The organism is Wolbachia endosymbiont (group B) of Apotomis betuletana (assembly GCF_947250475.1).
Taxonomy (GTDB): Bacteria; Pseudomonadota; Alphaproteobacteria; order Rickettsiales; family Anaplasmataceae; genus Wolbachia.
In genome coordinates this window covers 500,382-524,854 of sequence record NZ_OX366320.1, presented here as the reverse complement: position 1 = coordinate 524,854, position 24,473 = coordinate 500,382, and the positions used below count along the sequence as shown (strand labels likewise).

Below are 24,473 nucleotides of genomic sequence, written 5' to 3'. Positions count from 1 at the left end.
ATATCCACAGAAGAATAGCAAATATTGAAAGAAGACAAAGTTCACACCTATTCCCAAATAGCTCTATGCAGATGCTAGCATAATACTATATTGGTATAATATTGTTTGACAAGAAGTTTGCAAACAATTAGTGCAGAAAATTACTTACTTAGTATCTTTCTTATAGCAGATACAGTAGTATTAATATCTTCATAGCTTATATCTCTATGTGTTATAGCTCTGATTTTACCTCTTATGTTAGCCATTCTAATTCCATAATTTGTAACTAGTACGTTTATTAATTCTTGAGTAGATATACAATTAGTACGTAATGAAAAATACGCTATATTAGTTTTGTATAGGTCGATATCAATTATAACTTGATCTATGGAGTCTAGGCCTTCTATAAGGTGCTTCATCTTTTTATGATCTTCCTCTAAACAATTTATATTATTATGTAAAGCATATAAACATGCAGCTGAAATAATGCCAGCTTGGTGCATACCTCCGCCAATTTGAAACTTATAGTACCAAGCTTTTTCAATAAACTCTTCACTTCCAAGCAATATTGCGCCCATTGGAGCACCTAATCCTTTACTAAAATCAATGAATACCGAATCAAAATAACTTGCATACTCTTTTGGAGATATTTTAGTATGAGCACAAGCGTTGAACAGTCTTGCTCCATCTAAATGAGTGAATACGTCATTCTCTTTGCAGAGACTTGAGATCTCTTGAATATATTCTAAAGGCCACACAGCTCCACCACCAAAATTTGTCGTTTGTTCGATAGAAACAAGCCCAACTCTCGGAATATTTCTTAAACTAGGACGAGTAATAAACTCAACAATTTGTTCTCCAGTAAATATTCCTCTCGTACCTTTGATGGGCAAAGGAGTGGCATGTGCCTGGGCTGCGATCAAGCCAGATTGTACTATGAGTGGATGTGAAGTTTCATCAAGCAGCAAGTAATCACCAGGTCTTTGAATGTGTACTTTATAAGCAATTACATTGGACATCGTTCCTGAAATCAAAAAGATTCCTGCAGGTTTACCTAATATTTTACATGCGGTTGCCACTAATTCGTTTACAGTTGGATCTTCACATGCAGCTTCGTTTCCAACTTTTGCTTTAGCCATCGCTTCCCTCATTTTAGCTGAAGGGTCAGTGTTTGAATCGCTAAAGAAATCTATTTTTATTCTCATATTAAATTTAACACAACCTCCTTTATAATTTCAGCAGCTTTCATGATGTCTGTTTCCTTTGTGCCAAGATGGGTAACTGCTCTTATATGAGACTCGAGCCAAGGAAAAAGTAATAAACCATAAGCTTGGCACTTACTCAAGAAAACCTCATTAGTTACATTTAGTGCTTTTATACTAAAGCTTACTATATTAGTTTCTGGATAAGGTAGTACCAGTTTTATGTGTGGAATTTCCTTAATCTTGTCTGCAAACAGTTTGGTGAGTTTATTGTCTTCTTTAAGCCTAGAAATATTGTTCTGTAGTACATACTTTGCTGCATTAGCACAATACCCTATCTGATGATAACCACTACCTAGCCAAACCTGTAGCTTTTTAGCCCTTTCAATTATCTCTCTTTTACCCATAAGCATTGAACCAAAAGGAGCGCCAAGTCCTTTAGTAAAAGAAAAGCTCATTGTATCCACATATTTAGCATAATCTGCTAAAGCAATATTTGTTTCGATATGAGCATTAAATATTCTTGCACCGTCTAAATGAAGATTTACATTGTGAGCTTTTAAAAAGTGATATAACTCAACTTGTTTTTCAAAAGGATAAATTTTACCATTAAACCCATTTATACTATTTTCTATAGAAACAAGACTCACCTGAGCAAAAATTTTATACCTCGGCTTAGAATTAATAGCATATTCTACTTCATCAACATCTAAGATTCCGCTATTATTTCTAATACAATTAAATACGATATTATTTACTTTTGCATTGCCTGCGCTATCGAAAAAATTAACGTGATAATTATAATGAGTTATTAGTTCATCACCAGGACTTGTTTGACTGGCAATGGCTAATCTATTTGCAAGCATACCGCTGGTTACAAATAATGCTTCTTCTACTTTGAATAATTGTTTGCAATATTCTGATAAGTCATTACAGCTTTTGTCTTCACCATAAGCAAAATCTCCAACAGTTGCATTACTTATTGCATGTATAACGTTGGAGCTCTGCAGAGTTGTAGTGTCACTTCTCAGATCAATAATTTTTTCCATCTTATTTTTTGCCATTCAAACAACCAATTTGAGCATTCCAAAGTTCTTTATAAAGACCGTGCTTAGAAACTAGTTCAGCGTGTTTACCATCTTGGACAATTTTTCCTTTGTTAAATACTAGAATTCGGTCCATGTGTAAAAGTGTAGAAATACGGTGTGCTATAGTAATCGTAGTTTTATTTTTCATCAGTTTAAATAAACTCATTTGAATTGTTTTTTCTGTTATAGAATCTAACTGACTAGTTGGTTCATCGAGAAATAATATTGGAGCGTTTTTTAAAAATGCCCTGGCTATTATTATTCTTTGTCTTTCTCCTCCAGATAGCTTGATGCCTTTTTCTCCAACTGTAGTTCCATATTGATCTGGTAGAGTCATAATGAAATCGTGAATACCAGCCAGCTTTGCAGCTCTCATTATTTCTTCTATAGTAGATTGAAGTTTACCATATATGATGTTTGCTAAAATAGTATCATGAAATAACAATGGGTCTTGAGGTATTACAGATATTTGTTGCCTCAAAGAACTCTGTGTAACTTCTGATACTATTTGATTATCAATCTGTATATTACCTTTTTTAACATCAAATAGCCTTAGAATTAAGTTTATAAAAGTAGATTTACCACCTCCAGAATAACCAACTAGACCTACCTTTTCGCAAGGATTAATGGTAACTGAGAAATCTTGAAATAATGGCTCCTTACCTTCATAAGAAAAAGAAACATTGTTAAACGTTATTCTTCCACTTAATAAATTTAATTCTTTAGCATTTTCCTTATCTTGAATTTCTGGTACGGTAGTCAAGATTGGCAATGCATCTGAAACTTTGCCGAAATGAGTAGAAAATTGGGTAAGATTCCTAGTTAGATGGTTAAGAAACTCTATAATCGATATATTAATTCCAAGTACAAGAACAATATCTCCTATTGCGATTTTGTTCAATTGATAATCATGAATTAAAAAATACAAGTTTACTGCTTGGAGTATATCGAATGAATAGCCATATATAAACCAAAGACAAAAGTATGCCCATTGTAATTTTCTCTCTGCAATAGTTCTTTTCTTGCATATTTGAAAAAATTTGTGTCTCTCATGTGCTTGCTGAGAAAATAACCTTACTGATATAACATTTAAAATACTATCTGCTATACTAGCTATTACTTGTGAATTTTGTTTAGAGTAATTATCAGCTAGTTCAGTAAGTACACGAAAGCTGAAAATCGATACTAAAATAAAAATGCTTACCCAAGTGAATGTAGCGATTGCAAATTTTATGTTTACTAATGATAAGGTATAAATAGCTAAGACTAATGCTATGCTGTAACCGAAAAAACAATCTATAAGCAATCTTATTAACTCTATCACACTATCCATTAAGTTACTGACCTTATGTACTAAGCTTCCAGATAAATTGTTCTGATAATAGGAATGGTCGTGTTGGAGTAGCCTACAAAAAGACATATCAGCTATCTTTTGACGCATTAAGGTAAACATTCGAATGTCAACAAAATAGCCATAGAATCTAAAAGCAGTAGTGATAAGTAATGCCATACCAAGATAAGCGCTTACAGGTAATAAAAGATTTTCAATTACATTACCTTCCTGATATTTTACAGCTGTATCTAGAATATTTTTTACTAAATACTTTCTAAAAGACAAATCAACAGCTACCACCAGGGCAACTAAAGACATTATAAGTACATTAAGTTTGAATTTAGATACTATATTCAGGATGAACATCAATACACATTTGAAGCTATCAACTCTACTTCTGTTCATTTATAATGCTAGCTCCACTACGTTGACTTTTTTATTGAGAAATACAAGTAGTGAAAACCATAAATTTTTGTATATTTTTCCTGAGATGTCTCCAGCATCATGTAGTGCTGATGCTTGATTGAGAATAAGTAGCTTATATAAATCTCGCTTAGCCTTAGTAGTGTCGATCTCAGAAATATTTGTAGTTGTGTCTGTAATAAAGGCTAACCAGCTCTTGATAAGTTCTTCCATGTTTTTTGCTTTTATACTTTCCTGGTAGCCAAATAATGACAAGCATTCTCTCAGTATAGATTCTGTTAACTCACCACAATTGAGTATACCAAAAACTGAAGGCTGAGGTTTTGGCACATAGGGAAGGTTTTGATCTTTTACAATCCACCTTGTTACATAAGCAAATCTATCTTTAGCATCTGTATTCTTATCACTACCATGCCATAACCGTGAATCAAAAATTATTGCATCTCCTGCTGAAATAGGTAGTGACTTAATTTTGTAATTTTCTCGGTTATTTGAGTACTGATCAAAAAAATATGGGTACCAAAAATCAACTAAAGGCTGTATTTTCCATTTATGACTGTTTTCTATAATTTGTAGTGCACCTGAAGTTTCACTGACATTATTCAAAGCTAACCAAACGGAAAAGTGGTAAGGATCATCGAAACTATAGGAGATGTCTTGATGGAAGGGAACTGCATCTATTAAATCAGCAGTTTTACATATAACATTTGATTTTTTCTGCAGTATCTGACACTGAAGTGACTTTTCAAGGTAATTTTTAATAATTTTATCTAATGCTTGAGAGATAATTCTAGTTACTTGAGATAACATGCCCCATCTGCCGGTACAGTTTAAGTAGTCAGAAGTTGAAACACTTAATTCTTGGGATAGCTTTGATATTTTATTTGTTATATCACTTAAAGACTGAGTTATTAGCTTTAAAGGAACCAGATTTTTGATAATAAAAAAACCATTTTTTTGTAATGTTTCCATGTGATTAACATCTGACATCAATAACTGATAAGTAATCTGTTAAAGGTAAAACAGCAAAAATTTTGAATCCTTTTACTTGTTTGAGTATTTTTTCCCAATCGTTTAATGTTCTTAGTTTACCTCCTGTTTCAACCATGACATTAATATCTACAGAGCCTCCAGTTGGAGAGCGGTAATCTAAAATAGTTTCTATCAATAAAATACGAGATATTCCTTTGACCAATTTTAAATAAGACAATACTTTATCATCATCATAGTGCTGTAGAAAGCGGCAAAAGACACCTAATTCATAATTTGTAACTGATAGTTCTTCCTGAGTTATAAGTTTGACTTTTAAATTTTCTACTAACTGTCTTGGTACTTTATGTTCGTTATATAGGCCTATAGAACCTTTATTGTGTATATCAGAATAAGCAAGAAATAAAGAGTGTACACCAAATAGCAATATATTCTTAGCATCATCTATATTAATTCTAGAATTAAACTCTTTAGTATCAAACCTAGAATATCCTAGCAATGCTTGGTAAAACGCTATTTTCTTATTTTCTGATGCTTCTCTTTCCTTAAAAGATTCAAATGAAGAGATTGACTTCTGTTTTAGTATATCGGCAATATTTAACCAATTCTTTTCAGCGGCAACTCTTGCCCACATCGTTGCTGCTTTTGGCAAAAATGGTATTCCCTTAAAACACTTACCTTTTGATGATAGTTGCCATAAGTCCTTGTCCTTATCGTAATCAATAAACCCTATTTCCCACAACGCCCTTAACAGCCTTTCTAGATTTGGTACGATAATGTTTAACTTTTTAGATAAAACTGGCGTAGTTGCAGGTAAAATATTTAACAAATCAAGTTCAATAGCAACGCTTGTTAGGTAAGTTTTCCAAAAGGCTGAAAGTTCTGCAGAAATCCTATGCACTTGAGATTCTTTACCTAAATCAAAAATACTAAACTTTACATTTCCGGTAATATCGATTTGTCCTAACACACCTTCAAAAGTTTCAACTTTTGCCATCCCATTATAAAATGCTTCTACCATTTTAAATCTCTGCTGGTAAACAGGATCACCATTAATATCTATATGAAACCAACCATGTTGATCTTCTGCAATAGAATACCCTTTATGAAAAACATTAAGTTTTTTATACCATTTATTATGTACTAACTTTCCATGATGATTAATATGTGTAGCTTTACTATCCTTATAGACTACAGCGATACCATCCTTAAAATCTCCAACATAATCATATTCCTCCTGATAAATCCTGTTGCCATTTAAATTAATATGAAAACATTTATCATGTCTTCTAACTACACAAGCATCTTCCTGATAATTTCCAATCCATTGATACGACTGTTTGTATACTCTACATCCAGATGAATCAATATGGTAACACCCTGTATCATCTTCTACAGCCGCTCTATTAAAGTAGAATCCAAAAGTTTTTAGAAATCTATGATGATAAACTGCTTCTCCTCTCACATTGATATGATAAGCGCCTATCTGATCATAAACCGGTGCAAGAACGGGCTCATGAAATTTACCAACCTTTATAAACCTATTTTCATACAAAGGATTTCCTAGCAACTCGTGAAACCTCTCACACGGTGAAATTTTAATAGATCTAAGATTATCTTTGATTAATTGATCAAAGGTTTTCTCATGTTGCATGTTTTGCATAATTTGTAATTTAAATAATTCTTTTGTAAGCTTAGGTACTCACTACTCTGCCATATTTCCTCGAGTTTAACCTCATTAACATTACCAAAATTTCCTAATGTCTTACGGAGTTCATCTGGGGCACAGCAAGGACTAAACTTTCCTTCATTGTTTATCCATGCTTCTTTACCTAAAAATGGGCATTGACCACCTGGAGCCAAATCCTTAATACCTTCTTGAGAAAGGATTGTGAAATTTTCTAATTTTATCTTTTTACCATTTGGCAATAGCATATTATCTCTAAGTTCGTATAACCTTCTCACCTCCGTGTTCCATCTACTAATTGCTAATTCATCTCTTCTCATAGATAGATCCTTAATTTCCTCAAAATGTGCCCAAAGATGATGTCCTTTAACTCTATCTATGCCATTTTTTATGGCCATCTTAACTATGTCATAGAGTTCATGTAAATTACTTTCCAAAAATGTTAATTGTAAAGTAACGGTACACCTTTCACCTGTATCGCTAAAGTATTTATCTCTAACTTCAAGGAAAGTTTTTAAATTTTCTGTCACTACTTCCCATTTTGAACCTTTCATGATTCTTTCATGAGTTTCTTTAGTTGCCCCATTCCAGGAAATCTTAACATCAGATAAAATTGGTACCAATAGTTCAGCCCATTTTCTAGCTCCTTTAATAGGAAAAGAACCATTGGTTGTGAGGTTAAGCTTAAGGCTGAACTCATGGCACAAATTGATTATTTCATCAAAGCTTTTATACATTAAAGGCTCACCCATAGTAGAAGGAATGATTTCCCTTAAAGGTGTGCCAGCTGCTTCCTTAATTACTTTTCTGATAGTTTCTATCGACAGTATCTTAGGTTTTATTCCTTTAGCTTTCTTTTCTTCTTTAACTTTGCTGTATGGTGAAAAACATTCGCACATTATACAAGCAAAATTACAGTAATCTGGATTAGTATCAAAAGTAATTCTCCAAGGACCGGGTTTAACAGCTACTGATTTGCCTTTCTTTTCAATAGCATTACGGTAAATCTTGTTAAGTTTTTCAGTATGCTCACTTATAGAAGGTATATTTCCATTTTCAGTATAAGGATAGCCTTTTTGGGTAAGTTTATTGTATAACTCCTGATTTGTAGATAGGACTTGCATTTTTTCTGACAAACTACTTGCATCTCTGCGCTTAAATAATAGTCCATCTCTTACATATTCTGCCATACCACCATAATCGGCTGTTATAACTGGTATTCTAAGTTGCTGTGCTTCATGTATTACTAACGGTGAATTTTCACCCCAAATTGAAGGAACGACTATTGCATCGACTTTATTAAATACGTCAGTAACTATATTCTTATTATCATAACTTCCCATCCACTCTATTCTTTCTTTAACAACAGGTGAAAACTGATCGGCAATTGCTTTTAAAGCTTTAGTTTCTTCTCTTGCTGCTCCCCAGATTCTAAGTTTTGCTTTAGATGGTAAGTGAGAAAAAGCCTTTAGTAATAGGTCAACACCTTTTTCGGGAGTATGAGTACCAATATAACCGAAAATAAACTCTTTTTCTTGTACTCTATTTCTATTCTTAAGACGATTGAGATCAAAACCATAATCAAGATAAGAAATTTTGTTTATCGGAACATTAAAATCCTGAGTAAATTTATCCATCAAGAATTTCGATGGGGAAATAAAGTAATCTATATAGTCTATTATTTTCCTTGTGTACTTCATTCTAGTTGCAACCCATTGTTCCCAATAATTTAGGTCTAAATTCAGGAATTCTTCATCTCCTGTAAAATATCCCTTGTAACATTGGGTTGCACATTTTTGATCCTTTTGTCCATCACAAAGCCGTAATAAATCTTCAGAATTGCGTTGAATAAACCTTCCTCTTGGACACATTAACCAAAAGTCATGTAGCGTAAAAATTGTAGGTATATTTTCTTTAAAAGCAATTTCTGGTAAAGTAATTGATAGATGATTAAGATGACCAAAATGTATAAGATCTGGCTGAAAGTTATCTATTACTCTTTTAAATTTTATATCTACTTCTTCATTAATAAATTTGTAACGATATTTAGTTATGGGTATATTAATTAAATGCAGTAAGATTCGTGAATCACTACGATCTAGTACTGTAGTGTAATAAAAATCAGGTAAAAAGCTATTTTCATACCTAGTAAATACTTGTACCTCATTGTTATTTGCTAGTTCATGAGCAAGAGTTTGGCTATAAACCTCTGAACCAGCACTATAATAAGGAGGGTAACCATGAATAACTTTTAATATTTTCATATTTTACCATATCTATATTGTTAGGATATTCTTGTGTATTGTTTTGTAGACTTTTTATAAAATTGCTTAATCCTACTTCTAATGAATGCTTTGGAGACCAACCAAGTAGCTCTTTAGCTCTAGTAAAATCACCATGGAACTTAGTTACATCAAAATTTCTTGGAGGATAAAAATCAATTCTAGAATCACTTTTTGTGACTTTTAATATTGTTTTTGCTAAGTTTTCTAAAGTACATGGGCTATTAGTAGTAAGATGAATAGCAGGAAGAGAAGATTTTTCACTTTGTAAATATTTAACAGTTAAGCATATACCCTCTATAACATCATCCAAGTAGGTAAAATCAAAAACACATTCTTTACCTTCTATTTTAATTGGATCACCTCTTAATGCATTAATACAGAGTGCAGGAATTACTCTACTGTTATGATCTAGTAAACCACCGTATACATTTGAAAAGCGTAATATTGCTACATTAAAATCTTTTAAACTTGTTATTTGCTTCTCAATAAATGCTTTACCTTTGGCATAATTATTTATTGGATTGATACTAGCAGATTCTGTAACCGGCAGTTCCTTCTGCTCTCCATAGACTTCCCTACTACTTGCATATATAAACCACGGTTTATTTGGAAGTGAATTACATAACCCTAAAAACTGCATTGTACCATCAACATTAATTTTTTGACACAGTTGAGGATAAAGTTCACCATGTATAACTCGAGAAATTGCAGCCAGATGAATAATTCCTGTACACTTAGCAAGTAGTGGTACTACATCTTCTAAAAAAAAACTGAGTGGATTATCGCGAAACCTAATATCGCAGCTTATTACTTCATGGCCTTGGTTTTCTAACTTTTTCACCAAGGTCGACCCTATCAAACCTGCAGCACCTGTTATTAATATCCCCATGTATACCCTCTCACTACAACTAGGAAAATTTGTCGTACCAATTATCTTACAAGTAAGAATCAAAAGGTATTATAAAATCAGTATAAAACAAATGTCAACTTAAATTAATGAATAAAAAAATGTGATTATGAAAGAAGAGTTGGCTGCCTTTTTTTTTGAAAATAGTGTTCGGCTTTAATCAAATCCTCTTTATTATTTACTCCCATTGCTTCTCTTTCATCAGAAACTACATAACCTACACTCAAGTTATTGGTTGCTGCAATGGGCACTATATCATTAAGACAATATTCATTGGTCGAATTATTAAATTTTATTTCTTTTACTAAGGTAAAGAGATCTTTAGCATATAAAGCCATTATTCCAGAGTTTGCAAGAAGCATTTTATCTCCATTTTTTAGGATTTTTTGAACATTTCCATAATTATCAATTACTAATCTTCCATATTGTTCATCTTGACTATTGAATCCAAGAAGAACTAAATTATTATACTTTAAACAATCAGTCATTTTCATAACTGTATCGCTAGATATAAAAGGAGTGTCTCCGTACTGTATTAAAACTATGTCTTGATCAGATAACTCCTCCAGATTTTCTAGAGCAATTTTAACTGCAGTGCCAGTACCTGTAATATCTTCTTGAATTATTAGTTTTATATTGTATTGATCGATTATACTTTTTAGAGTATCAAAGTTTTCTAAATCTTTTAGAAGGGAGTTGTTAACAACAATTGATAAGCTTTTTAGACTCAGCGATTTTGCATTAGAAATTATATGTTCTAAAAGAGTAAGATTTCCCACTTGGTGCAACGCTTTTGAATATTCAGAATTCATTCTACTGCTCTTTCCTGCTGCTAATATTATCAAAATTTTACTCATACATAACTCAGGAATTGATTAGGTAGTAAGTTAATTTATAATTAGTAAGATGTAAAGTCCACTGTAATTTTTATATATTTTCTAGATCTTGGCACCCTCATTAGAGTTTCATTTAAGAGAGCTATAACTTTAAACTCTTTACTCGATTTTCTACGCTGACATCTTGTAAACTCTGATCTGGACTTTTTAATATTTCTAATAATCTACTTGCAAGGTTTGAGTGTTTATTGATTACTGCAACCTGGACTAATGACTTGTCTTGATCATTACGAGCATTTGTTACAGCTACGCGCTCATCAGGTTTTATTGCTTTCAGCTTACTGATAATTTCAACATTACCATTTTTTGCATTCTCAAACAGCTCTTCTACTAATTTCAATAGGTTAGTAATATTTTGGTCTCGAGAAAGATCAAGTGGTGCTTTACCTTCTTTATTCTTGATGTTATAAATTGCACCATGTTTTAATAAAGATTTTACAACTTCCAAGGAGCCACCTTTAGCTGCAACATGAAGTGATGTAGTACCACTAGAAGTAGTTTTAGCATTAACAAAGTCATTTAATTTATCACGACTGATATGTTGTAACAGAACCTCAACAATTTCTTTGTAACATTTGGAAGTAGCAGTGTGTAATGGTGTATTACCTTTATTAGTAACTTGACTAACATTAGCTCCATTTGTTAGTAAGATGTTTACTATATCTATGTGTCCATTGCTAACAGCGTAATGCAACGGTGTTCTTCCATCAATATCTTTATCGTTGGCATCAGCTCCATCTTTTAACAGACGCTGAACAGTTCGTATATCACCTTTACTAGCAGCAATGTTGATATCTTTCTGCAGATGCTGGAGAACCTCTGATGCTTCGCTACCCTCAAGCTTAAATCTAAAATTAATCATCTCTATCTTTTTTAAAATATCTAAAACACTCGGATGACTTGGTCCAAAAACAGCTTTTCTTTGATCAAAACTTTCTCTGTAGACTTTAAGTGCGCTGATCCATTTCCCTTGAGCAAAAAGTACATTTGCTATGTTGTATTGAGTATTCAAGGTTTCTGGGTGATTTTGTTGTAAAGCTTTTTTCTGGATATTTAAAACCTCTTGAAAAGCTTTCAAGGCTTCATGATGTTTATTTTGATTGAAGAGTACCCCAGCAATGTTATGTAACGTTCTCAAGGTATCAGCATGATTAATACCTAAAATTATTTTCTTCTTTTCAAAAACCTCTTTATAGATTTTTAAGGACTCTTCGTATTTACCTTGGTTAGCTAGTACCATTGCTATATTATTTTTGGCACTCACAGTGGCTAGATCATGTGTACCTAGTGTTTCTTTCCTCTTTTCAAAAACTGCCCTATTGATATTTAACGCTTCTTCATATTTTCCCTGTTTATCTAATACTAATGCCATGTGAAACTGAGTATTTAAGGTATCTGAATGATTTGACCCTAGTATTTCCTTTTGTCTCTGATAGACTTCTTGATAAATATTAAAAGCTTCTTCATCTTTCCCCTGTCTATGCAGCACTAAAGCGATTGTACTTCTTGTACTTAAAGTATCCTTATCGTTTAAACCCAGCATTTCTTTTTGTTTCTGAAAAATCTCTTCAAGCATATTTAAAGCTTCTTGGTAAATTCCTTGCTTATATAGCACTTTGGCTATATATGTCTGAATATCTAAAGTACCAGGATTGTCTGGTCCTAGTATTTCTTTTCTTCTTTCAAATGCGCTTCTGAAAATACTTAAGGCTTTTTGGTAATTGCCTTGATTCAAGAGCACTAAAGCTGTATCAATCTGAGCGGATACGTCACTTTGCGATATCTGCTTCAACTGCTCGACTTTTGAAAAGTTACTATGTACTGCAGCAACTACTAACGTTTTGTTCTCTCTATTACGAGCACTCATCACTGCTTTTACTGTATCAATATCCTTTATCTTATTTAGGTCATTAATAACTTGAGCATTACCATCTTTAACCTTTTTAAATGATTCACTGACTAGTTTAAATAAGCTAGTTATACTTTTATCCACAGTAAAATCTGATGGTGTTTTCCCACTGTCAGAGACAGCATTGTATACTGCACCATTAGACAATAGGGCCTTTACAACTTTTAAGTGAGAGAACTTAGCAGCATAATGCAGAGGAGTAAACCCCTTGTTACCAACCACATTAGGATTAGCTTTATTTTGTAATAGAATATTGACAACTCCATCATAGCCCTTCCATGCAGCATAATATAATGGTGTTACACTATCAGCATTTTTGGCATTAACAAACGCTCCTGCTTGAATGTAATTCTCAACCTCTGAAGAGCTATTACGTTTTACAGCCTCAAATAATTTCTCAGTTGATGCTAATAGATTGATAACGTCTTTATCGTTAGTCATTTCTAATGGTCTTCTACAAAGCTTGTCAACAGCGTTATAAACTGCACCATTTTTTAATAAAACTTCAATAACGTCTTTATAACCAAAATTAGCAGCAATATGCATAGGGGTTAAGCCATTAGTATCTTTAGCATTAACGTCAGCACCTTGTGCTATCAAATACTTTACAACTTCTAACCGACCTTTCATTGCAGCATAGTGTAGTAATGTCTGGTTAGCTGCACCAAGCTCATTAATACTCAACCCCTTGCTAAGGAAAAACTCTACGGTATTTTTATAACCTTCTCTAGCTGCAATGTGTATAGGCTTTGATCCAGAGGCATTTTTAGCATTAATATTAGACCCTTCATCTACTAGACATTTTACCATTTCCAAGTTACTTTCCTGTGAAGCAATGTGCAGTATAGTCCAATCATCATTGCCTTTAGCATTCATATCTACTTTTTTATACTGCAGTAACATTTTAACCACTTGCAAATGACCATGTGACACTGCTAATTCTAAAGATGTTCTACTCTTATTGTCTTTAACATTAATTTTTGCTCCATTACTTAATAGGACTTCAACAACATTATCATGGCCGTGTCCTGCAGCTATATGTAGCGGAGCACCTTCAACATTTACAATGTTAACATTAGCCCTATTTGCTATCAAAGTTTCAGCAATTTCCCCATGACCTTCTTGTGCTGCAAGATATAACGGTGTTGTACCATTAATAGTCATAGCATCAACATTAGCTCCTTTTGTTATCAGAGCATTTACTATCTCCTTATCACCTCTTTTAGCAGCCAAATGCAATAGTGTAGTATTTTCAGGACCTTTTGTGTTAACATAAGCTTTATTTCTTAGCAAAATCTCTACAATATCTCTGTAGCCAGCAAGAACTGCGAGTAATAAAGGTTCACCACCTTCTACATTAACACTAGCTCCATTTGCTATAAGAACTTCGACGATTTCCTTATGATTATATTTAATAGCAGAAAGCAATGGTGTTAGGTTATTGCTCTTAACATTAACATTGGCTCCATTTGCTACCAGAATCTCAACGATTTCCTTATGACCTGTTTCCACAGCTACATGTAATGGTGTACTGCCTGCAATACCTTCCGCGTTAACTTTAGCTTTATTTTTTATTAAAAGATTAACAACGTCTTTATGGTCTTCTACAACAGCTGCATGTAACGGTGTAAGACCATAATTAGCTTTAGCATTTACTTCAGCTTTATTTTTTATTAGGAAAACAACAGCATCTCCACGGCCATTTAGAGCAGCTGAATGTAATGGTGTCATACCATCATTAGTTCTAGCATCGACTTCAGCTTTATTTTTTATCAAGAGATCAATAACATCTTTGCTACCGTTCATAGCAGCTGCATGTAATGGTGTACTACCCTTAATGTCTTGAGCTCTAACTTCAGCTTTATTTCTTATTAGGAGTTCAATAATATCTTTGTGACCTTTCAGAGCAGCTACATGTAATGGTGTTAGATTATTATTGGCTTTATCATTGATTTCTACTCCATTTTTTATTAAAAGCTCAGCAACTGCCTTATGACCACTCTCTGCTGCATAGTGTAATGGCGTAGCATTATTTTTATCTTTAGCGCGAATGTTAACCCCATGCTCAAGAAGAGCAACAACTATCTTCAAGTGGCCACTCTGCACTGCAAAATGTAGTGGGGTTATACCTTCCACAGTGGCAATACTAGCATTTGCCTTATTTGTCAGTAAAGCCTTAACAATTTTCTCATGTCCATCTTTTGCTGCGTAGTGCAAAGGTGTGTTATTATAGGTTTTGTCAACAACATTAACATTAGCTCCATGCTTCAATAAAATATTAGCTATCTTTTCATGACCGTTTTCTATTGCATAGTGTAATGGTGTACAACCATTTATGACACTAGCATTAACATTTGCCCCTTTCAGAATTAAAGCGTTTACTATTTCCAGATGGCCATTAAACGCCGCTGCATGTAATGGTGTCCAATCTCTGTCATTTCTAGCATTAACGTCTGCCTTATTTTGAAGTAAGAAATTAACTAACTCCAGGTGACCACTTTCTGCAGCTTCATGCAATGGAGTAAAGCCACCCATGGCCTCATTAATATCAACATTCGTATCTTTTTCTAGTAGAACCTTAGCAACATTAACATGATTATTTCTTATTGCATAATATAAAGGTGAAAGACCACTCATATCTTGAGTAACAGTACTGGCTTTATTTTTTAATAAAACCTCAACAGTATCCTTGTGACCATTTTGGGCTGCAATGTGTAGTGGTGTTTTGCCATGATTATCTGCATCATCAACATATAAACCAGCTTCCCCTACAAAAAACTTCACAATATTTTTTCTTCCATGTGCAGCAGCGATCTGTAGTGGGCTTTGACCATTAATATCTTTAACATTAACGTCTAAATTTTGATTAAGAACAAATTTTACAATTTCAAGACTAGGTCCCTTAGCAGCAAAATGTAATGTAGTCCATAAGTTAATACTTCTAGCATTGATGTCTGCTCCTTTTTTGAGATAACTCTTTAAGTCTTCGAGATTCCCTTCTTCCAATGCGACAAACATTCTTTCCTGATTAGTAATAGTAATAAGACCTTGATCGTATTTATCCTTCAATTTGGAAGGATCGTCTCTCACTAACTTGCCAACTTTTTTCTTACTTTTCATTATGTTTTCTGAAGTAAGTTTTTTAGCGTTTAAGATAACTGCTATTGAGGGATCAGATAACAATACATCAACCAAGGCATTATCGTGTGCTAAGTGATTACGCAAACATTTTCCAGTTAGTAAAGGAGTATTCTCATCTAAGAAAAGTAAATTGTTTTCTAGATAATTCTTTGAGGTGCCTAAGATTGACATTATATCCAGAACAAGCATTTCTACTACTGCTTGCAATTTCTTATTACTCTTATAGGAAGGGAGTTTTTCAATTAATTTACCACTCAATGCGTTATTCCTTAAAATACTTTTCAGTTCAGATAGCTTCAGTGCAAGTTGGTTATTATATTTTTCTTCTGTTATATTGTAAGTCTTCTTTTGTTTGTATGCAGGAATAAAAGAACCTTTCTCATTCAACTTTTCTCTTAATTCCTCAATCCATTTGATATCACCTGTTCCAAATTCAGCAATATAAAAAATTTCGCAAGTTAATCTATTTACTTCATCAAGGTTGTCTTCTTGTATTCTTGACTTAACACTATGAGAAATCTTCTTCGATAGCTCAGCAATCTCTTTAAGGCTGTGAGATTCTATTCGGGGAACAATATTCTCTAATGTTTTATTAGCACGAAATTTCATTCCCCTAATAACGTTATGGTCAATCTTATTATCACTAAAGCCAATACTTAAACTCTTTAATAATGCAAACCCTGTAATATAATCAGTTCTGATATTTTCTGATTGAGTTCCTGCACAATTGATTATGTTATTAATTTTATTAAACAGCTCTTGCTCGTGACTTGTCTTTTCAGTTACACTATTGCTTAGTTCTGCAATGAGCTTTTTAAGCTTTTCGTGTTCCATTGTTACAAAGTTTCCTGAGGTTATTTCATCTAATTTAGCGTTGCTAAACGCTTCGGTGACTTCTTTTATCTCATCCAAGTTCTCACTATTAATAATTTTTCTTAGAAGTATTCTGACAGTTTTAATTTTGTTGTCATAAAGAATACTAGTAATCACATCACCAACTTTCTTAGTGTCATTTTGAACACCAATAAAAAAATTAACATCTGTATTTTCCTCAATCTCTGTTCTTTTAGAGAGTGAATAAGCATGTGATAGTGAGTTACGTAAATCTATAATGACTTCTCTTGTGTTCTTTGGTAATGATAGTAGAAGAAGCTCGCTTGTAGTGCTAGATAACTTGGGAGATTCTAGAGTGTTTTTTAAATATTCACCAATAACCTGTAAAACCCTTGTAATAATTAACTGTCCTTCCCTTTCTTTAGGATTAGCTGATAATGCCAACTTTATATAATCACTTATTTTCTCTAAAGAATGAATATCCCTAATTTGTTGATAATCGCTATACAACTCTCCAAATTGAGGATAATTGCTAACGATCTCTGCAACAACCTTCTCACGTTTTAACTTCGGGAGATCAGCAAATTTACCAATGTCCACACCTTCTATAATATCTTTTTCTTCTTTAAGTTTCTTTGCAAAATTTTCCAAGTGGTCTAGTATTTTACTTTTATTCAATGTGGCATTATAGAATAGATTCATTTCCTGTCGTTTTATGTGAGAAGAAACAAAACTGATCAAACAAAATTCCATTTCTTCCCAAGGTAGTCTATCGTAGGTTGATTTCAACTGCCGCTTTAATATATGAATATTTTGTGCAATAAATTTTGCTATGAATAAAAACTTTTCATCTACTTTTTCTGTGTTTGAATACTCTGCCTTTAACAGGCTAATATTTTGAAGTACTAACTCAATCCGCTCTCTTATGTTATTAAGATAACTCTTCACATTCTGATCTTGTCCAGAAGCACTAGAGAAAAAACGGAGGTTTATCAACTTATTTTCAACAAAAATTTCTATCTCTTCTGACAAGAATACGTTCTTTAGTTTTAATTCCTCATAAGCTCGTGAAAGAATTTCATCTAATTCCCTGAAATGAACAGCAAAATAATTACCTGGCCATTTATTAATGAGTGTATCAAGAAGTTCAACATTACCTGAACGTATAGCATAATAAAACGCATTATGGCATGTTTCATCCTCATCATCTGGTAATATAGTAGTTTCTCTGATGCCAACAGATAAATTACTGAGAATTTTACTATTATTGCCAAGTAGGTATTCTAAAATCTTTACCTTATTGTGTTTACAAGCTAAGATAACTAAGTTAGTACTCTTAACAGGATTGTTAGCATTATCATAATAGTCTCTCAAAGTTACTTGATCTTCTGCATCAGTTATGTAATCAATAAAATTGCTTAATTTTTTTAAGCTGTCGACATTACCATCTGATATTGCCTCTTCGAGTTCAGTTAAAACCAGGAGATAAAGTTCTTCAGCTTTTGCTTTTCTGCGGTAGAGCTTTTTATATTCTCTAATAAACTCCTCTTTTGATGTGTAAGAACGTGATAAAAACTGTTTATCTTCTTGATAAAAACTGGTTTGTTGTTTAGGTACATGCATAAACCCTCTCTGAGATATATTTACACCAGTATTAGAATAGCAAAGTTTACTTAATATGGCAAAAATTAAAATAGCATCTTTTGTTAATAAAATATTTTTGAGAGAATATCTACTAATCCTGCAATTTCAGGACGAAAAGCCTTCACAACATTTGATTTTGGGTGTGGGAAATGTGTTGGTTGTTTAAATTTTAGTAACACCTACTAATAATAACCCGTTTGAAAACAACAAAGAGAAATGATGATCAACTTACATAAAAAAGCACTAAGTTTAGTGTTTTGGCATTATAGCAATCTCTTATGTATCACCTCTCTGGAACCATACGACTAATTGTTGTTCATAAAAAACTCTAGTACTGACAAAAAATGTATTTATTCTAATCTTGCACGTTTGGTATCATTACTTATAGAAGTTTCATAAAGTCTTGTACCAGGCTCTACGAGATTATTTAAGGAACTTAAAGATTGAAAAGTACGTTTATTGGAATCATCAAACGCTACTATAAAGTTTAACAAGTTATCATTAGATAGATATTCAGTTATATTATATGTAGAATCATGATCCAGAATAATTTTCTTTTCTTTGGCATCTTGATCTGCCACATCTAATTTAGTATAAAATTGTATCTTACTTAACTTATTTAACAAATCTGCTCTTTCTAAAAAAGGTTTTACCTTATCTAATATGATATCATTATATATAGGATAGCGTATGGAATAATCAATTTTTGCTAGTCTTACAGATAATTGATTATTATATAGTACATGTATGTTGAAATTATTTGTAACAAATTCATATAGTGGAAGGCTATCTTTTATTTCATCTGTTTTCATTTGAAGAATTTCACAAACACAGTCATCTAGATAACTTGATAATTTACTGTAATTACTGCATCCTTTATAAGGAGATAAGTCAATAATTTTTCCGTAATCCTTATTGAAGTTCCTTACTAAAGTAAATTTAATCAACAATTTAGCGCATGCTAGATCACTTACAGCGTTATCTAAAGATGTGGAACAATTATCATAAAGCCGTCGTTCACGATTTCTTATATTAATATCAGCTCCATATTCTAATAGTTCTTTAACTACTTCCAGATTTTTACCACTTTTTTTTACAGCATGGTTCAGTGCAGTATTGCCTTTACGGTTTGTTGCATTTACATCAGCACCATGTTTCAGAAGTTCTCTAACTAATTCTAATTCCTTCCCCAGTGTTATAGCAGAATGTAGTGGAGTTTCACTATACATGTTTCTTGAATTGACTTCGGCACCACCTAACAAAAGCTCTTTAGTAATTTCTACACTACTAGTAGTATGAAGTAACGTATCTCTATTCCTTTCTACTCTAAGGTTAGCATTAGCACCTGCAGACAAAAGAGCTTTAACTTTTTCTAAGTTTCGTTCATAGACTGCTTTTTCTAATTCTTTGTTAATATTATTATTTAGCATATTTTTAAAATCCTCCTAAATTTCACTATTTTGTAACAAAATTTTTGTATATTTTCTAGATCTTGGCACCCTCATTAGAGTTTCATTTAAGAGAGCTATAACTTTAAACTCTTTACTCGATTTTCTACGCTGACATCTTGTAAACTCTGATCTGGACTTTTTAATATTTCTAATAATCTACTTGCAAGGTTTGAGTGTTTATTGATTACTGCAACCTGGACTAATGACTTGCCTTGATCATCACGAGCATTTGTTACAGCTACGCGCTCATCGGGTTTTATTGCTCTCAGCTTACTGATAATTTCAATATTACCATTTTTTGCATTCTCAAACAGCTCTTCTACTAATTTCAATAGGTTAGTAATATTTTGGTCTCGAGAAAGATCAAGTGGTATTTTACCTTCCTTATTCTTGATGTTATAAATTGCACCATGTTTCAACAAAGACTTTACAGCTTCAAAAAAGCTATTTTCAGTAGCAACATGCAACGATGCAGTGCCTTTAACTATTGTTTTAGCATTAATAAAATCACTCAATTTATTGTGGCTTACACGTTGTAACAAAGCTTCAATAATTTCTTTATGACCTTTGGAAGCAGCAGTGTGTAATGGTGTATTACCTTTGTTAGTAACTTTAGTAGCATCAGCTCCATTTGCTAGCAAGATATTTACAACTTTTATGTGCCCATTATTAACAGCATAATGTAATGGCGTTCTTCCATCCACGTTTTTCGAATCAATGATTGCTCCATCTCTAATGGAACTCTCAATTCCTAAATAATTATTATCTTCTATAGCCTTAAATAACTTCTCAACCAATTTTAGTAATTTTATGACTTCTGGGTTTCCTCTTCTTTCTGCAAAGTGTAATGGTAAAACATATCTACCTCCTTCAGCTCTAGCATTAAAGTATGCTCCGCTCATAAGCAGAGACCTAACTATATCTAAATTACCAATTTGTGCCCCTAAGTGTAAAGGTGTAGCATTTTTATCCATTTTTGCATTAACATTTGCTCCACTTATAATAAGGGTTTTGACTACCTTAGGATGACCATATTGAGCTGCAAGATGTAGGGCTGTGCCTTTATTTTGACTTTCTTTTACACTTACATCAGCGCCATGTTTCAATAGAACGGTTGCTATCTGATCATAACCTTTTTCTGCTGCAAAATGTAAAGGAGTCCAATTTGTGTGATCTAAAGCATTAATATCTGCTTCCTTTTCTAAGAGCAATTCAACCACCTCTAAATGATCATGGTCTACTGCAAAGTGTAGAGGTGTAGTACTTTTAACTGTTTTAGCATTAATGTCTACTCCTTTATCAAGCAAAGATTTAGCAACTTCTAAATTACCATCATATGCTGCACAATGTAGAGGAGTCCAACTTCTGTTATCTAGAGCATTAATATCTGCTCCATTTTCAATCAAGAAATTCATTATTTCCAAGTGATTATGTTCTGCTGCCAAATGTAGAGCTCTTCTACCATCATCCATCTTTGCATTTATATTTGCTCCTTTTGCAATTAAGCTCTCTACTATTTTTAAAGAAAAACCATTATATGCTGCATTATGTAAAGGAGTCCAATTCTGATCATCCACGGTGTTAATGTTTGCTCCATTTTTAATTAAAAAATCACTCACCTCGAAATGACTTTGCTGAATTGCTAGATGCAAAGGTGTAAAACCTTCGTTTTTTTTAGCATTAACATTGGCTTTTTTCTCTATTAGTAGCTTCACTACTTCTAAGTGACCATTCTGAGATCCTATATGTAAAGCTGTGGAATTATCGTGGTCCTTAGCATTAACATCAATTCCCCTTACGAGAAGAAGAGACTTAACTACTCCAAAGTGATTACGTTCTGCTGCTAAATGTAGAGGTGTAAGATTCTCATAATCCTTAGCATTAACATTAGATTTTGCTTTTAGTAAAATGTCTACTAACTCTAAAAAGCCATTTTGAGACGCTAAATGTAGAGGTGTAATCTTATCATCTGTTTTTGCATTAACGTTTGCTCCCGCTTCAAGCAGAACTTTAACTATATCTAACCTACCAGTTTGTGTTCCCAGATGTAAGGGTGTAATGTTTGCATCAACTTTATGATTACCTATGCCTGAAGATCCAGCGTTAATATTAGACCCTTGTGAAATAAGAGCTTTAACTACTTCGAGGTTACCATTTTGTACTGCAGAATGCAAAGGTCTTGCTCGATCATTATTTACAGCATTAACATCTAATCCCTTTTCAATAAAAACATTTACTATATCTAGATGACCATTTTCTGCTGCTAGGTGTAAAGGTGTATTAAGTTTATCTGTTTTAGTACTAAGATCTGCTCCATTTGCAATCAAGGTGTTGACTATATCTAAATATCCTTGCTGGGATGCAAAACTTAAAGGTGTAAAGCCTAGAATGGTCTTATGGTTTACATCTGCTCCATGAGCAATAAGAAAGTTAACCATCTCTAAGCGATTTTTTGCAATTGAAAAATACAGTGGCGTAAAGGCATCGTACTTAATCTCTGAGTTAATATCTAAACCCTCTCCAATAAAGTGTTGACTAAATCCAACTGACCATTTCCTGCTGCTAAATGTAGCGGCGTAAGACTAAGATGTTTCTGAGTTTCATAGTTTTCATTTAAAAACTCTACAAAAAATTGCAGCTGATCCAGATTATTAGATATTCTATTAGTAAACATAAAGGCCTCGCATGAAGAATTTATGTAAAATATAGTATCTACAAGTTTTTAAGCAAGATAAATCTTCTTCTTAAAAAAGATACTGTGATCCAATCTGTGTGCTTATAACTTTTTTATTTGATCATGAGTGATCAGCTGTCTCAGCTGCAATAGAGACACCTGCCTTAAGTAGTTACATCAATTTTCTCTGTTTTTGCCCCTTTTTTTTCTGATGAAGATGTCTTCATTCTTCTCAGTAGCCAACATTCTTTTTAAAGTATAATCGTTACGTGCACCAAAGCATTAATAATTATACACAATTGTGAAGAAATATTCAATCTTTTTATTGTTTTGAATGTGTTGATGAAAAAAACGTCTGTCAGAGATCATCTGAGAATTGCATTTTAGGCTTTAGATGTAGAAGGGGTCTTATCGTCTTTTTATAAATACTCTAAAAATAGGCTTAAATCGCCAAGAGATGGATATCATGAATTTAGTAGCGTAAAAACATCAAAGATACCTCATATCATAAAGTTTAATGTCAACATTTGGTGCAACATTCCTGATTTACAAAGCAGAGTCAATAAAGGTTGCAAATAATCTACTTATGTTGGACGTTTCTGTTAATGCTATTTCTAAAATAACAGATTTATCTATTGAGGAACTTGAAAATCATGCTTCCAAAACTTAACCTGAATTAAAAGCAACATTAGTTTACTGATTTCTACACAATATATTAAAATACCAACAAAGGTGATTACATAATTAATTATCTGCATTACTGGATGAAATTCTTGTGCTTCTGTATTCAATATATAATATTAAAAAAATATTTTAGTAAATTTATTAAAGTAGATACTAGAAACTCGCTTATTTTGTTTTTCTAGCTCAGTTATAGTTTTCGATTTTGCTTGCAGAATTTGTCTATCACTTTCTGGTTATCCTCTATCATTTTACTTGCCTCTTGCTGAAGAAATTTGATATTTCTGAGTGTAATATTTTCCATCTCAGTCGATGCTACTTTCAATTGCGATTGTATTCTTATGTATTTATCATCTATTACTTGTTCTAGTTGATAATCAACGCAATCCAATCCAGAAGCGAACATCACATTCAGTAGTGGCTTGATCCACCCTATTTTGCCAAATTTCCTTGAGTTAGCATACTTTATACTTCTATCTGTTCCACCAGTGCCTATTGATAGCAGTATAATCTCATCATCTCGAAATAACTTCTTAGCACTTGCATATGCACAAGCCGCTGGATTATTGGCAAACACTCCGCCATCTATCAATACTCTCTCTGTTTGGCTAATTTTCAGACGTTTTGGTGTGAAGTACGTTGGGGCAGCTGTTGTAGCTCTGAGTGCATCTTTCAACTTAATGTTTTCTTCTTTCCAACTTTTGAAGAAAAATTCACAATTGTTGTGAATGTCATAACTAGTGAGCAGTAGATTACTCGCAACATCGGCCATAGTGCTTTCGCCGAAGTATTTGTTGAGAATAAATTCCATATTTTTATATGAGTACTGAGAACCACTCAGCCAAGAAGCGATTGATTTTCTCCAAAGTGATGCTTGAAAGATATATGCTCCATACTCTTGGTAAAGTTCAACCAAATCATTGGCAGAGTATTGAAGTTTATTGCTTTTACAAAGTCCAGCAACAATAATTCCACCGGTTGAGGTACCTGCCATTAAATCAAAGATCTGAGAAATTGGCTTTTTTATCCTAGATTCAATTTCTGCTAGAATAATTGCAGGAATTATTCCTCTAATTCCTCCTCCATCAACCGATAAAATGTACTTTGTCATTTTTGTCTCTGCTCAAGCTCGTTAACTTCTTCAGCAAGGTTTTTGACTCTTTCTTCAAGACGATAGATGATTTCTGTAGTCCTTTGATTTTGCTCTATAAACCTGTCATGTATCTGCACTCTTAAGTCAAGTTTGGCCAGCCACCAGATAAATGCTATTGTTTGTATTACCATAGTAGCAATTACTGCTACAGGGATCTTTCCTGTACTTTGGTTTTTCATGTTTTTGTACAAAAAGC

At 32.9% G+C, this 24,473-nt stretch carries 15 protein-coding genes; 1 reads left to right on the top strand and 14 read right to left on the bottom strand.

What is annotated here, in order from left to right:
* Positions 1 to 140: 140 nt before the first annotated feature.
* The 12 genes from OOK82_RS02315 to OOK82_RS02260 form a co-directional block, all read right to left on the bottom strand.
* Positions 141 to 1,184: a threonine aldolase family protein gene (locus OOK82_RS02315; RefSeq protein WP_264704244.1), complete on the bottom strand. Its 1,044-nt coding sequence runs from the start codon at positions 1,182 to 1,184 to the stop codon at positions 141 to 143.
* On the bottom strand, positions 1,181 to 2,230 hold the full coding sequence (locus OOK82_RS02310; RefSeq protein WP_264704650.1) for a threonine aldolase family protein: 1,050 nt from the start codon (positions 2,228 to 2,230) through the stop codon (positions 1,181 to 1,183). The genes OOK82_RS02315 and OOK82_RS02310 overlap by 4 nt, the downstream gene beginning before the upstream one ends.
* A 1-nt stretch (position 2,231) precedes the next feature.
* Positions 2,232 to 4,007, bottom strand: a complete 1,776-nt coding sequence (locus tag OOK82_RS02305) for an ABC transporter ATP-binding protein (RefSeq protein WP_264704243.1) — start codon at positions 4,005 to 4,007, stop codon at positions 2,232 to 2,234.
* Positions 4,008 to 4,997, bottom strand: a complete 990-nt coding sequence (locus tag OOK82_RS02300) for a phytanoyl-CoA dioxygenase family protein (protein WP_264686622.1) — start codon at positions 4,995 to 4,997, stop codon at positions 4,008 to 4,010. It abuts the gene before it with no gap.
* A 4-nt stretch (positions 4,998 to 5,001) separates the two neighbouring features.
* Positions 5,002 to 6,678 carry a WG repeat-containing protein gene (locus OOK82_RS02295; protein WP_264686621.1) on the bottom strand — a complete coding sequence of 559 codons (1,677 nt, stop codon included), beginning with the start codon at positions 6,676 to 6,678 and terminating at the stop codon, positions 5,002 to 5,004.
* The gene (locus OOK82_RS02290; protein WP_264686620.1) at positions 6,639 to 8,966 is read right to left on the bottom strand and encodes a glycosyltransferase; all 2,328 of its coding nucleotides are present in this window, start codon (positions 8,964 to 8,966) and stop codon (positions 6,639 to 6,641) included. Before OOK82_RS02290 ends, OOK82_RS02295 begins: the two co-directional genes overlap by 40 nt.
* A complete protein-coding gene (locus OOK82_RS02285; protein WP_264704397.1) occupies positions 8,923 to 9,876 on the bottom strand; it encodes an NAD-dependent epimerase/dehydratase family protein in 954 nt (317 codons plus the stop codon). The genes OOK82_RS02290 and OOK82_RS02285 overlap by 44 nt, the downstream gene beginning before the upstream one ends.
* 125 nt (positions 9,877 to 10,001) lie before the next feature.
* On the bottom strand, positions 10,002 to 10,751 hold the full coding sequence (locus OOK82_RS02280) for an NTP transferase domain-containing protein (RefSeq protein WP_264704396.1): 750 nt from the start codon (positions 10,749 to 10,751) through the stop codon (positions 10,002 to 10,004).
* A gap of 121 nt (positions 10,752 to 10,872) precedes the next feature.
* Positions 10,873 to 18,297 (bottom strand): ankyrin repeat domain-containing protein, encoded by a 7,425-nt coding sequence (locus OOK82_RS02275; protein WP_264704395.1) that lies wholly within the window; start codon positions 18,295 to 18,297, stop codon positions 10,873 to 10,875.
* 371 nt (positions 18,298 to 18,668) lie between these two features.
* Entirely contained in the window at positions 18,669 to 19,748 is a 1,080-nt protein-coding gene (locus tag OOK82_RS02270) for an ankyrin repeat domain-containing protein (protein ID WP_174516910.1), read from the bottom strand.
* A gap of 95 nt (positions 19,749 to 19,843) precedes the next feature.
* Positions 19,844 to 22,240 carry an ankyrin repeat domain-containing protein gene (locus tag OOK82_RS02265; RefSeq protein ID WP_406721600.1) on the bottom strand — a complete coding sequence of 799 codons (2,397 nt, stop codon included), beginning with the start codon at positions 22,238 to 22,240 and terminating at the stop codon, positions 19,844 to 19,846.
* A gap of 38 nt (positions 22,241 to 22,278) precedes the next feature.
* On the bottom strand, positions 22,279 to 22,443 hold the full coding sequence (locus tag OOK82_RS02260; RefSeq protein ID WP_264704393.1) for an ankyrin repeat domain-containing protein: 165 nt from the start codon (positions 22,441 to 22,443) through the stop codon (positions 22,279 to 22,281).
* 517 nt (positions 22,444 to 22,960) lie between these two features.
* On the opposite strand from OOK82_RS02260, the gene OOK82_RS02255 reads away from it, so the two are divergent.
* Positions 22,961 to 23,113: a hypothetical protein gene (locus tag OOK82_RS02255; protein WP_174516912.1), complete on the top strand. Its 153-nt coding sequence runs from the start codon at positions 22,961 to 22,963 to the stop codon at positions 23,111 to 23,113.
* A 201-nt stretch (positions 23,114 to 23,314) separates the two neighbouring features.
* Here the strand turns inward: OOK82_RS02255 and OOK82_RS02250 are convergent, their stop codons facing one another.
* Together OOK82_RS02250 and OOK82_RS02245 are read right to left on the bottom strand one after the other, a co-directional pair.
* Positions 23,315 to 24,235: a patatin-like phospholipase family protein gene (locus OOK82_RS02250; protein ID WP_264704392.1), complete on the bottom strand. Its 921-nt coding sequence runs from the start codon at positions 24,233 to 24,235 to the stop codon at positions 23,315 to 23,317.
* Positions 24,232 to 24,456 (bottom strand): hypothetical protein, encoded by a 225-nt coding sequence (locus OOK82_RS02245; protein ID WP_264377157.1) that lies wholly within the window; start codon positions 24,454 to 24,456, stop codon positions 24,232 to 24,234. The genes OOK82_RS02250 and OOK82_RS02245 overlap by 4 nt, the downstream gene beginning before the upstream one ends.
* Positions 24,457 to 24,473 lie beyond the last annotated feature (17 nt).